12 protein-coding genes are annotated in these 12,034 nt (G+C 29.9%); 1 reads left to right on the forward strand and 11 read right to left on the reverse strand.

Features of this window, described 5'->3' with window-relative positions; translation table 11 throughout:
- Positions 1 to 132: 132 nt before the first annotated feature.
- The 11 genes from E4J94_RS14035 to E4J94_RS14085 all read right to left on the reverse strand — a co-directional run bounded on the left by E4J94_RS14035 (position 133) and on the right by E4J94_RS14085 (position 10,056).
- Positions 133 to 1,815, reverse strand: coding sequence for a helix-turn-helix domain-containing protein (locus E4J94_RS14035; RefSeq protein WP_135836416.1), 1,683 nt, complete (start codon positions 1,813 to 1,815; stop codon positions 133 to 135).
- Between the two features lie 933 nt (positions 1,816 to 2,748).
- Entirely contained in the window at positions 2,749 to 4,047 is a 1,299-nt protein-coding gene (locus E4J94_RS14040) for a cryptochrome/photolyase family protein (protein WP_135836417.1), read from the reverse strand.
- On the reverse strand, positions 4,037 to 4,594 hold the full coding sequence (locus tag E4J94_RS14045; RefSeq protein ID WP_125350630.1) for a lipocalin family protein: 558 nt from the start codon (positions 4,592 to 4,594) through the stop codon (positions 4,037 to 4,039). Before E4J94_RS14045 ends, E4J94_RS14040 begins: the two co-directional genes overlap by 11 nt.
- Positions 4,584 to 5,282 carry a lycopene cyclase domain-containing protein gene (locus tag E4J94_RS14050; RefSeq protein WP_246034345.1) on the reverse strand — a complete coding sequence of 233 codons (699 nt, stop codon included), beginning with the start codon at positions 5,280 to 5,282 and terminating at the stop codon, positions 4,584 to 4,586. Before E4J94_RS14050 ends, E4J94_RS14045 begins: the two co-directional genes overlap by 11 nt.
- Positions 5,282 to 5,740 (reverse strand): sterol desaturase family protein, encoded by a 459-nt coding sequence (locus E4J94_RS14055; protein WP_135836419.1) that lies wholly within the window; start codon positions 5,738 to 5,740, stop codon positions 5,282 to 5,284. The genes E4J94_RS14050 and E4J94_RS14055 overlap by 1 nt, the downstream gene beginning before the upstream one ends.
- Before the next feature lie 4 nt (positions 5,741 to 5,744).
- Positions 5,745 to 6,203 carry an SRPBCC family protein gene (locus E4J94_RS14060; protein WP_135836420.1) on the reverse strand — a complete coding sequence of 153 codons (459 nt, stop codon included), beginning with the start codon at positions 6,201 to 6,203 and terminating at the stop codon, positions 5,745 to 5,747.
- 3 nt (positions 6,204 to 6,206) lie between these two features.
- The gene (locus tag E4J94_RS14065) at positions 6,207 to 6,665 is read right to left on the reverse strand and encodes a hypothetical protein (RefSeq protein ID WP_135836421.1); all 459 of its coding nucleotides are present in this window, start codon (positions 6,663 to 6,665) and stop codon (positions 6,207 to 6,209) included.
- Positions 6,662 to 7,498, reverse strand: a complete 837-nt coding sequence (locus E4J94_RS14070) for a phytoene/squalene synthase family protein (RefSeq protein WP_135836422.1) — start codon at positions 7,496 to 7,498, stop codon at positions 6,662 to 6,664. The genes E4J94_RS14065 and E4J94_RS14070 overlap by 4 nt, the downstream gene beginning before the upstream one ends.
- 6 nt (positions 7,499 to 7,504) lie before the next feature.
- Positions 7,505 to 8,977 carry a phytoene desaturase family protein gene (locus tag E4J94_RS14075; protein WP_135836423.1) on the reverse strand — a complete coding sequence of 491 codons (1,473 nt, stop codon included), beginning with the start codon at positions 8,975 to 8,977 and terminating at the stop codon, positions 7,505 to 7,507.
- A 9-nt stretch (positions 8,978 to 8,986) separates the two neighbouring features.
- Entirely contained in the window at positions 8,987 to 9,391 is a 405-nt protein-coding gene (uraH, locus tag E4J94_RS14080; protein WP_135836424.1) for a hydroxyisourate hydrolase, read from the reverse strand.
- An 11-nt stretch (positions 9,392 to 9,402) separates the two neighbouring features.
- Positions 9,403 to 10,056: a MarR family winged helix-turn-helix transcriptional regulator gene (locus E4J94_RS14085; protein ID WP_135836425.1), complete on the reverse strand. Its 654-nt coding sequence runs from the start codon at positions 10,054 to 10,056 to the stop codon at positions 9,403 to 9,405.
- 1,720 nt (positions 10,057 to 11,776) lie between these two features.
- Between E4J94_RS14085 and E4J94_RS14090 the strand changes: the two genes are divergently transcribed.
- Positions 11,777 to 11,983: a hypothetical protein gene (locus E4J94_RS14090; RefSeq protein WP_135836426.1), complete on the forward strand. Its 207-nt coding sequence runs from the start codon at positions 11,777 to 11,779 to the stop codon at positions 11,981 to 11,983.
- Positions 11,984 to 12,034: the final 51 nt, after the last annotated feature.

A 12,034-nucleotide genomic window follows, 5' to 3' on the forward strand; every position in this document is an offset into this window, starting at 1 on the left:
TTTTTATAATTTTAAATTAAACATTGATCTCCATTGCGCAATGGTTTTGTAAAGTTGCAACAGCGATCTATGTAAAACAATAGCCAAGTCATTTTGAACACCTGTAAGTCAATATATTACACTAATATACCATTATGTGCTTTCTTTATTTTTTTGTTTTTGAATTTTAATAAAATCTAAGGGACGCAAGCCCGTTTCACTGTAAAAAACATTTGAAAATTGTCTTGGATTCATATAACCTGCTATTTCTCCTAATGCCCCTACACTATAATTAAGGTATTGTGGTTGTTCTTGTAATAAATCAGTAATAAATTTTATTCTCAACCGATTGATGTACGATGAAAAATTAATTCCTTTGTACTGATTGACACATTTTGATAAATAAGTGGTATTCGTTGAAAATGATTTTGCCAAACTTACTACTGTTATGTTAGGGTTTAAAAACTCTTTGTTCTGCTCGAATTCTTCTAATTTTAATAGTATATTTTCAAATGCCTCTTTGTTCAATTCGTCATCATCTTTAACCAATGTTATCCGTTCTTTATAAGTTGTTTCAGCTGATTCTTCTATAAACAAATTGAACTTTTCTATTAATCGTTTGTTTTTATTTCTACTTTTTACGATTCCCATTATCAATACTATTATTCCAGTAAAACATGTAACTAATACAACATATAATTTTTGAGATTTATTTACTAACTTTTCCTTTAATTTGAGTAATTGAGCCGTATCATATTCTTTGTATATAACTTGACTCATTTCTACATCTAGCTTATAATTTAACTCATCCATTTTTAGTAATTGATTGATTATATATAATTGTCTGCTCGTATCAGAAGCAGCTAATGCATCATTTAATATGTTTTCATATATCGGTCTGTATTTAATTTCTAAGAAGTTGTATTCATTGAAAATACTGTCTATTTTGTTAAAATATATTATTTTATGTTGTTGATTATTCAATTTATCAAATGCCTTTGCTTTGTAGTAATAGATTTTGGTTAGTGTATTAAAATCATTCGTTTTTATTAAAATATCTTCTTTAGTCGATAATAATTGAATAGCCGTCTCAAATTGATCATTTAAAAACTCATCAATTGCTTTATTTATCGTAAAATGTCTAAGGAAAAAATCGTTGTTGTATACCTTGCTTTTATTTAGTCCTAGTTGATTAAATTCTTTCGCTTTTGCTTTGTTACCAACTTCTTGATGGAGACATGCTAATTGATATATTGTATTTAATAGATACGCTTGGTAGTCTTTGTTTTCTGGTTTTGTTTGGAAAAAGGTTTTACATTTAAGCAATAATTCTTCTGCTTGGCTGTAATGATGTAATTTTATTTTTATCATCGCCATATTAAACGTTACTTTATGCATCAGGTATTGATCTTTTGAATGGTTTAACTCATGATCTGCATTTAAGTAATTTTGTAATGCTTCTCTATAATCTTTTGCTTTGTAATACGCTAATCCTTTTGATAATAAAGCTGTTGCTGCTAATTCTTTATTTTTTAATTTTCGGGCAATAATTATTGCACTATCTGCATATTCTACTTGCGTGTTTAAATGGCTCGAAAAAAAGATTCCTTCTTTATAAGCATAAAATAAATTTAGCTTATCTTTTTCTTTTTTAGCATTTCTTATATACGCTTGCACATAGAGCATCGCATTTGGATGATGCTTTTCATCTATTAATGCATCCAATCTTTCGATTAAATAGGTGTTATCTTTTGAAGTTAAAGAATCTATTTGATGTGCTTTTATTAGAAGAGGTAGTAGTAAGAGAATGCACACATAGGTTACAACTCTTTTCATAGTTTAGATTTATTGATTAATACTAATGTACTTTATTTTATATCCTAAATCGTTTATTAAGTACTTAATCGTTTAAAAGTGTATAATTTATAAATTATACATTCTTTTTATAAAATGTACTTGTTGTATTCTTTGTTGTTCTATAAATTTCTCTAGTTTTGAGTGTCTTTGAGTATATAAGTCTAATCAATTATTTCAAAGAAACTTAAATGATGAATAAAAAAGAGAGGTTTTACTTCTCTTTTTTATTGCATACACTTTACTGCCACTCTACTGCCATTATGTTGCCTTCATCTTGCCTTGATGTTGGGAGTAAGCGGTAAGCGGTAAGCGGTAAGCAAAATTAAAATTTTGAAGTAAGGTTTGTTTGTTTTTTTTACGGTTTACGGTCTATGCTTAACGTTTTACGCTTTTTTTATTAATAATCAAATTCAGTTTTAACAACTGGGTTTGTCATTCTAGGTTTGTCGAAGAATCTCTTCCTTTCATTTTTTGCTCATCCAAAAAACGAAACAAAAAAAGATGCCGACACTAGTCTCTCAATGATTCAACTTGCTAAATTATTTCCATAAAGTTGGCAACTCGCTTCACTCAAACACTCCAACTTTTTTTATTCCAATAATTTAGAGTTGAGTTACATTTTGATTCTAAATCGTCGGATTTTTTTAATTCCTATTTAAACATTCAAATTCGTTGTCAATTTCACAAACGGGTTTTGTCATTCGTTATTTATCGTCTAAGTCTTCGATACAACGTTTTGCAAACGCCACTCTGACTGACGATAATGAGAAGCTGAAATCAAATCAGCTTGACATTTCATTATTGATGTAAATACCTTTTAGGGAAGTCTTGATATTAATTCTGCAAAAGCAGAAAATGTGAAAAAATAAATTATAGTCGTTTAATATTTTAAATCATTATTATTCTTTCATTTTACTCCTTGAATGCTTCGTTAAAAATGCTTAAAACTCTGTTTCGAGCAAAATTATGAGGAACTATAGGAGAAGGATAATCATCAGTTTCAAATTCTGAGACCCACTTTTTGATGTAAAGAGATTCTTTATCAAATTTTTCTGTCTGAAGAGTTGGATTAAAGACTCTAAAATAAGGTGCCGCATCGCATCCTGATCCAGCAACCCATTGCCAATTACCATTATTTGCAGACAAATCATAATCGTTTAGTTTTGATGCAAAATAAGCCTCTCCCCAACGCCAATCTATGAGTAGATGTTTGCATAAAAAACTTGCTGTTATCATTCTTACTCTATTATGCATAAAACCAGTTTGATTAAGCTCTCTCATTCCTGCATCTACAATAGGATAACCTGTTTTCCCATCGCACCATAGCTTAAATTCCTGCTCATTATTCCTCCACTTAATAGCATTATACTTAGCCTTAAAAGGTTGGTGAACAACATATGGAAAATGATAGAGTATTTGCATAAAAAATTCTCTCCAAATTAATTCATTTAGCCATGTTTCATTTAGCTCTATCGCTAACGCAACACATTTTCGTACACTAATCGTTCCAAATCTAAGAGCTATACCTAATTGGGTCGTACATTGTAAAGCAGGATGATCCCTATATTTATGGTAATTTTGAATAATTTCCTTATCTAGCTTTGGCTGTTTGAATAAAATTGATGTTTTTAAAAAACCAATTTCTTTCAGTGAAAGAATCGTTTTGAATTCTGTTTTCAAAAATTTACTGTAATCAGGCTTATAACATTTATAATGTTCTGTTTTCAAAATTTGTTTCCATTTTTTTGCATACGGCGTATATACTGTATAAGGAGAACTATCTTTCTTTAAAATATCTTTCTTGTCAAAAATTACTTGATCTTTAAATGCTTTAAACGAAATGTTATATAACTTAAAATAATTGTAAATCGAAGTATCTCTTTTAATTGCCAAAGGTTCATAATCACGATTACAAAATATAGAATGAATAGCAAACTCTGTTGAAAGTTGCTGAAAAATTTTGAAAGGATCACCATAATATACATGGAGACTTGTCCCAAAGGATTTTAATTGATCATTAATATTTTGAAGCGCTTGATGAATATAATCCACCCTCCTATCTTTCTTGTCATCCAGTTGCCGTAGAATACCTTCATCAAAAATAAAAATAGGTAACACAGGAATTCCAGATGAAAGAGCGTGGTACAGCCCAACATTATCTTCTAAACGAAGATCTCTTCGAAACCAAAAAATGGAAATTTTATTTTTCATTTAAAAATGGATTATCATTTCGATTATGTTCTACCCAAATCAAATTGGATATATCATAACCAATTTCTGAAGCTAATGCAAGAAAGTTTGTTTTAATATTATCTGGAATATCTTTCGTCCTAGATAAAATCCATAAGTAATTTAGATTTTTACCTATAACCAATGCATATTGATAGTTTTCATCCAAAGCAATTACGTTATATCCAGCATAGAAAGGTCCAAAGAAGCTTACTTTTAGCTTTCCTATTTGCTTACCGTCTCTAAATTTTGCTTTACCTATAGCTTGCTTCCATACTTGTTTATCCTTATTAAATCCGCTATTTGAAACCACCAGATTTCCTTTTTTATCAAAAGTGTAGTTAGCGGAGACATTATCCAAGTTTTTCTCGAAACGAAAATCTAAACGAGCGATTTCAAACCAAGTACCTAAATATCGATCAACTTCAAAATTTCGAACAGCTTCTGCCTTTTTAGGAATAGAGGAACATGAATTGGAAAATATTAACAATCCTATACAAGCTGTTTTCAATAGTATTTTATTTTTCATTTTCATGAGATTTTGATTTAAATTGTTTAAAAAAATAGAGAACTAAAAGAAATTGCGTATATCCATACACAGCATCTTCTATTGGTATAGTTCCCATTCTGATTCCCAAAAAATCATCAGGATTATAATTTACAATTGGCGACTCTAATCCTGTACCTGTTAGAATACCATTTACAGGAAAGAAACCAAGCATAAGAATAGTGAAAACAAACGAAGCTTTTCCTATCCAATCTACACAACGAACAAAGTGTAAATACAGTAAAACAACCAATGTTATAACAGCTGTTAATAGGGTATAAATTCTATCATAATAAAGTAAAGCGACGATTGAACAAACAATCACAGTAAAAAAAACAATCAGGTTATTAAAACAGGAAAGCCAATCTAATTTAAAAAATTTATCAAAGCAGAAATAGGTAAATATGCAAGAAAATGGTATACAAATAAAAAACAACCATTCTTCTAAAGGTAGACCTCCTATAAAAAAACCAAGTGTATAATCTGTATTAAACCACCACACTCCTTTAGCTGTAAACCAAATATCCCATGCAATAAATGGAACAGCTACAACAAGTGCTGCCTTAAAAAAAGCTCCAAAATGACGGTGAAAAAGAATACGAGAATCAAAGGATGATAAGAAACAAATAATTATTGTAAAAAATAAAATCAAAATATAAGTATAAGACATCATTTTTGCGCAGAATTAAAGTACATTTTAAAATACTTGAAAGGAACATATAGAAACCCAAAACATTCTCCATCATCTTTATTTAGATGCTTATGATGTTGTTTATGAGCCCTACGAAGAGCAAGAAAATACGGATTCTTTATTCGTTTAAAATAATTCAGTCGTTGATGAATAAAAACATCATGCACAAAAAAATACGCCATGCCATAAAGCATAATTCCTACCCCTACAAAAAACAAGTAACTATACTTATTGAGCGAACCAAAATACATCAAAGCAATAGTCGGAATCGCAAATATCACAAAAAAATAATCGTTTTTTTCAACTGATCCTTTATGGCTATGATCATGATGATCTTTGTGGAGAAACCATAAAAATCCATGCATCACATATTTATGAATAAACCATGTAATAGGCTCCATAAGTACAAATATTAGCAATACTAAAAATAAATTCATACACCTAAGTATTAAATAATTGCTTTAATACTTGATGACGATAATCAAATATTCTATTCAACTTTTTTTTCACCAAAAGAGAATGAACAACATTTCCCAAAACTCCAAAAGGAAGCTCATATTCTACTGTATCTTTCATTAAAACCCCCTTTTCATTGGGAATAAATTCATGAAAATGTTTCCAATATTTATATGGACCTTTTTGTTGAAAATCTGTAAAACTTTGCTGCGGCTCTACTTGAATAATCTTTGTCTGCCATTTCAAAGGAATACCCAATAGCGGTGACACACTATAATCGATGAGCATACCTTCAAAAATTGGCTGATCCTGATCTTCTGACAAAACTGTAAAAGCCATATCTTTAGGTGTAATTTCCGAAAGATTCATTGGAGAAGAAAAAAATCGCCAAGCTGTATCAATATCACAATACAGCTGTTGTTCTCTATACAAACGGTACTTCATCACTTATTCGTTTAAAATTTTTTCAATATTTCTACGCAAATTTATAGACGTTATTTTACGCCTGTTTTCTGATAAGATTTGCGTATCTTCTTCAACCTTTGAATAGTAGTTCAAAAATGAGGGTGCGTTTTTTTGTACCGATAGCCGAATGAATCGCAATTCAAAATTTTCAGGTTCAATCTGTATTGCCTTCTCTATATTCTTTTTACCTTTATTAAAAGTTTTAAGCTTATTTAATGGATGAGACACATGTTTAGCATTGATCGTTTGTACAGCTCCTAGATAACCCAAATAAATAGCGGATTTATTTTTTATACGGTCTAATTCAGCTATTACATTTACACATAATTCTTTGTCATTAGATAACTTAGAATAATTAGCCCTTACCTCTTCAAGAACTAACTCAGTGTCATTTATAAAACCTAAAAATCCCACAATGAGAAACCCTAACATTTTAATCATAACCAAGCAGCTTTATATCTTATGTAACTTTTAAACGCAACAAAAGCTTTTTCAGAATTAGCTATTCTAATTCTTCCATTTAAAATTTCTTTTGATGATTTTTTTTTGATCTTCTTAAACAAAGAAAGATAATATTTGTAAGCAAGATAAACACCAAAAATTGAAGAAGCTGGAAGTTTTTTAATCCCAATCAACGCTTCATCAAATTCTTTTTCTATTTCTTTTTCTATTGCGTATTTTATCTTATTATCAAAACCACTTATATCCACATTCGGAAAATAAGTTCTTCCCAAAATATGATAATCCTCTTTCAAATCTCGAAGAAAATTAATTTTCTGAAAAGCAGAGCCCAATTTCATCGCATAAGGTTTTAATTCTGCATACTTATCTTTATTACCATCTGTAAAAACCTGTAAACACATGAGTCCTACTACCTCAGCAGAACCTAAAATATAGGTTTTGTATAAGTCCGAGTCATATTCTATTTGTTGCAAGTCCATTTCCATACTACTCAAAAATTGATCGATAAGTTCTTTATCAATCTTATAATAATTTACAGTTTCTTGAAATGATTGTAAGATGGGGTTAAGCGATATCCTCTCATTTAATGCATGTAAAGTTTCTTTTCTCAATCTTTTTAAAAGCTTCTCTTTGTTATATCCATGAAAACTATCTACGATTTCATCTGCCAACCTTACATAACCATAAATCGCATAAATAGCCGATCGAATAGAAGGTTTTAAAGCGAGAATACCCAAAGAAAAACTTGTGCTATATTTTTGAGTTGTCATCTTACTCACCGAATAAGAAAGCTCATCAAATAATTGTTTCATATAGAATTACTTTTTTATTTTGTTGATCTCATTGGCCACTATTTTACCGGATATAATAGAGGGAGGAACTCCTGGTCCAGGAACAGTTAACTGACCGGTATAAAATAAATTTTTTAGCTTTTTATTTCTTATTTTAGGTTTTAATACTGCTGTTTGATCAAGTGTATTAGCCAACCCATAAGCATTACCACCATAAGCATTATAATCTGACACAAAATCTCTGACACAATAACTTCTTTTAAAGTCAATTTTAGATTGCAAATCTACAACACCTGTATGCTTTTCTAATCGTGAAAGCATTTCCATTAAATACTTCTGACGCACAAATTCATTGTCATCTATTCCTGTTGCAATCGGCATTAGCAAAAACAAATTTTCTTTCCCTTCTGGTGCAACAGAATGATCAGTTTTTGATGGACAACAAGCATAAAACAAAGGTTTTTCAGGCCATCTTTTCTTTTCGTATATGCTATCTATATGTAGATCTAATTCATTTTCAAAGAATAGTGTATGATGTTTTAAATGCGGAATAGTTTCATTAAAACCAAGATAAAAAATCAGACTAGATGGAGCAAATGTTCTTTCTTCCCAATAGTCAGCCGTATAATTTCTATATTCTGCGTTCAAAAGTGTTTCTGTATGATGATAATCAGAAGAAGCAATCACTTCATCAAATTCATAGATTTCACCATTTATTACAAGCGAACTTACACTTTTATCTTTTACATTTATTTTATCAACATTACAATTAAAATGAAAGTGCGCCCCTTGTTCTTCTGCTACTTTTTTCATTGCTAATACCAGCTGATAAAAACCTCCTTTAGGATAATAAGTACCTAATACATAACCGCCATAATTCATCAAACTATACAAGGCAGGAATCTTTTCAGGAGATGCGCCCAAAAATATAACTGGGAACTCCATCAAAGCTCTCAATTTCTTATCTTTAAAATATCGTGCAACATATGCTCTGAAATTAGAAAGTAAATCCAATTTCAAAGCATTTTTAGCAATTTTAATAGATACAAATTCAGTCCAATTAGTACAAGGTTTATGTACAAAATCCTTCATTCCTACTTCATATTTAAATTTGGCAGATTTCATAAAGTTTTCTAATTGAAAACTAGCTCCTTTCTCTATTTTTTCGAAGGTTTCTTTTAGTGCTTCAAAATTTTCAGGTACATCTAATTTTTCGTTAGAAAAAATCATCTCAAATTGAGGATTTAACGATATCAATTCAAAAAAAGAAGAAGTGGCATAACCAAAATCCTCAAAGAAATCTTGTATAACATCTGGCATCCAATACCAACTAGGTCCCATATCAAATACATAACCTTCTTCTGTTTTTAATTGTCTTGCTCTTCCGCCTGGCTGATTATGTTTCTCAAATACATGTACTTCATGTCCTTCTTTTGCTGTATAAGCAGCAGCTGATAAACCAGAAAATCCAGATCCAATAATGGCTATTCTTTTTTTCATATCTCGTTTTTAACTTCCTTTATATGTAGAATAACCATAAGGAGATACAGTCAATGGTACATCAAAATGCTTATTCCCTTTAATACGAAAAACAATCTCGATAAAAGGATAAAATGTTTGCAATTTTTTACTATCAAAATAAGGTTGAATATGAAATACGAGTTTATAAACACCGTCATTATTCTGACCATAAGGTAAAAAATTCCCTATTCTACCATCTTTATCTGTTATTTGTGTACTTACCTTAGTCCACGAATTGTCTACATTCATTTTCTCTAATGTAACTGAAACAGATGGTGCAGGTTCTCCTGTAGAGTTATCTAAAATATGGCTGGACAATTGATACGTTTTCGTTTGCGAAAAACAAAACAACGAACAACAGATAAGTAGAAAGAAAAATATACTCTTTTTCATACTAGTTGTATTTAATTAATATGTTTGTAAGCCTCTTTTAATAGAGATTCTGTTTCAAAATTCTTTTCATAGATTGCTTGATGAAATTCTTCGAGTTTATGAAGTAGATTTATTAATTCCATTTTTTCAACATAAGTTAAATTACCTGCTACAATTTGTGTCGCAAGCCTAATTTTATCCATTTGTTCTTCAAGAACTTCTAAACCTACTGAACTAATTTGAATAACTTTACTTCTTTTATCCAGCTCAGATGAAGCTTGATCTACCCAACCTTTAGCAATTAGTCGATTTATAATTTGCATCCCTACTGGTTTTTCATGCACATTTTTCTTTATCAAATCCATTTTTGTCATCTCCCCAAATGCCTTTAAATTGATTAAGTAAATAAAATCTTCTTGAGATGAAAAATCCGATCCTATAATAGCAGATTTTGAATAACTTTTAGCATACCTATTCATATGAACAAGTAATGTACTTATAACACTTTCAGGCGATCTCATTTTCTCTTTTCCGATCCAATGAGGAACATCACAAGAACTTTCTAGATGATTATTTAAAATAATCCACTTTTTAAAATCATCAATAGAAGCATTAGCATTACACGTATTTTCTTTTTCAAACTCTTCTATTAAATCAACTACATCTTTGATTAATTGAAAATTCATATACAATATTTAGTTTACAAATATACTATTTTAAAACAAATAAAGAATATTATTATACCATATATTAAAAATAATATCCGAGCTTATTAAAAAGCAATGTAATTTTATATGTATAATTCTAACTTATCAATACTTCGGCAGACTCGTCACAAGCAAGACTTGGCTGTAAACCTCTCTACTAAAAATATTCTCATTTCACTAAAGATTTTAAAAACCCTACGGGCTAAAACCTTTTTAACGCTCCACTCAATCATTTTCTTAACATGAGAGTATTAATGCCGGATTTTATTAAGTTTTACGTTTTACAGATTTTGTCATTCGTTATCATCGTCTAAGTCTTCGATACAACGTTTTGCAAACGCCACTCTGACTGACGATAATAAGAAGCTGAACTGAATTCAGCTTGAAAATTTGGTTGATGTCATTCTAGGTTTGTCGAAGAATCTTTTCTTTTCATTTTTTAAGCGCAAAAAACATTTGAAATTAAAAATTTGAGATTAAGAGGAGGAGTCACGGTGTGGCTCAGGTACTACTTATTTCTAACTTTCATTTTTTGCTCATCCAAAAAACGAAACAAAAAAAGATGCCGACAGTAGTCTCTCAATGATTCAACTAAATAAATTATTTCCATAAAGTTGATAACTCACTTCGTTCAGACACCTCAACTTTTTTTATTCCAATAATTTAGAATTGAATTGCATTTCGATCCTAAATCGTCGGATTTTTATCATTCTTTTTTAATATTCAAATTCACATTTAACAATGGTTTTTGTCATTCGTTATTTATCGTCTAAGTCTTCGATACAACGTTTTGCAAACGCCACTCTGACTGACGATAATAAGAAGCTGAACTGAATTCAGCTTGACAATTTGGTTTTTTATTTAAAAACAATTTGTTTGATGTCATTCTAAGCCTGCCAAAGAATCTCTTCTTTTCATTTTTATTCATGAGTTACTAATTGTTTTTAAATGAATTCATATGCCCTCCGGGGAAGTCTTGACACAAAAACGAAACAAAAAAGTCAAGTCTTTGATTTTCGACGGTCAAAATAAGTTTCAGCCATTGAATGTTTTAGATCATTTGCTACGCAAACAGTAAAACATTTTAACCATTCTCTTCAACTTTTTGACACTCGCCTCCAAATCATATGACGTTTTTTTTAATTCGTTTTCTAATTCAAATTCGTTGTCATTTCGATTCTAAATCGTCGGTTTTTAGAATCCTTTTTCTAATTCGCTTTTTAACCATACTAGAAACATAGCGATCTACTTACTATGTTAAAAGATTTATCTCTCTACATCTCTTCTTTTTTTTATTTCAGTTCTATGTATCTATGTGGTGAATATTCTTTTCTGTCATTCTGAGCCTGTCGAAGAATCTCTTTCTATCACTTTTTTATGAGCAAAAAAGTAATCAAAAAACTCTTGGCTGTAAATCTCTCTACTAAAAATGATCTCATTTCACTAAAGATTTTAAAAACCCTACGGGCTAAAACCTTTTTAACGTTACATTCAAGCATTTTCTTAACGTGTGAGTTTTAAGGCCAGTTTCAACATCCTTTTTCAATATTCAAATTCATTTTTTAAGCGCAAATGATTTACCATTTGGAATGTATGAATTTATAAATTAGACAGGCATTTTATGTTTTTGACGCATTAACATACCTCCTATTTTTTGCGCTGAACCTAATTTCGGTACAAACTTTAAAAATGAGAAACTATGAAATCTTTTTATTTAATTGTACTTGGGTGTTTTGTATTCAATAGCTGTATAGAAGATGAAAATATTCTAATTGACACCCCGATTCATTCAGAACGTATTACTTCTTCTTTGAAAGATAATATTAAGGATAGCACATCTTCTAAAAACGATCCTCCTCGTGATAAAGATCCTTATATGAGAAATATTGATGAAGATGAAAACTGATGTTAGATGTTAGATGTTAGATGTTAGATGTTAGATGTTAGATGTTAGATG

This window comes from Empedobacter tilapiae (genome assembly GCF_004785645.1).
GTDB lineage: Bacteria > Bacteroidota > Bacteroidia > Flavobacteriales > Weeksellaceae > Empedobacter > Empedobacter tilapiae.

Coding starts and splice junctions, on each gene's coding strand:
- E4J94_RS14050 (WP_246034345.1), bottom strand. CDS start 5,282: ATGTCTTATACTTATATTTTGATTTTATTTTTTACAATAATTATTTGT.
- E4J94_RS14040 (WP_135836417.1), bottom strand. CDS start 4,047: ATGAAAAATAAAATTTCCATTTTTTGGTTTCGAAGAGATCTTCGTTTA.
- E4J94_RS14085 (WP_135836425.1), bottom strand. CDS start 10,056: ATGAATTTTCAATTAATCAAAGATGTAGTTGATTTAATAGAAGAGTTT.
- E4J94_RS14060 (WP_135836420.1), bottom strand. CDS start 6,203: ATGAAGTACCGTTTGTATAGAGAACAACAGCTGTATTGTGATATTGAT.
- E4J94_RS14035 (WP_135836416.1), bottom strand. CDS start 1,815: ATGAAAAGAGTTGTAACCTATGTGTGCATTCTCTTACTACTACCTCTT.
- E4J94_RS14065 (WP_135836421.1), bottom strand. CDS start 6,665: ATGATTAAAATGTTAGGGTTTCTCATTGTGGGATTTTTAGGTTTTATA.
- E4J94_RS14055 (WP_135836419.1), bottom strand. CDS start 5,740: ATGAATTTATTTTTAGTATTGCTAATATTTGTACTTATGGAGCCTATT.
- E4J94_RS14075 (WP_135836423.1), bottom strand. CDS start 8,977: ATGAAAAAAAGAATAGCCATTATTGGATCTGGATTTTCTGGTTTATCA.
- E4J94_RS14070 (WP_135836422.1), bottom strand. CDS start 7,498: ATGAAACAATTATTTGATGAGCTTTCTTATTCGGTGAGTAAGATGACA.
- E4J94_RS14090 (WP_135836426.1), top strand. CDS start 11,777: ATGAAATCTTTTTATTTAATTGTACTTGGGTGTTTTGTATTCAATAGC.
- E4J94_RS14045 (WP_125350630.1), bottom strand. CDS start 4,594: ATGAAAAATAAAATACTATTGAAAACAGCTTGTATAGGATTGTTAATA.
- uraH (WP_135836424.1), bottom strand. CDS start 9,391: ATGAAAAAGAGTATATTTTTCTTTCTACTTATCTGTTGTTCGTTGTTT.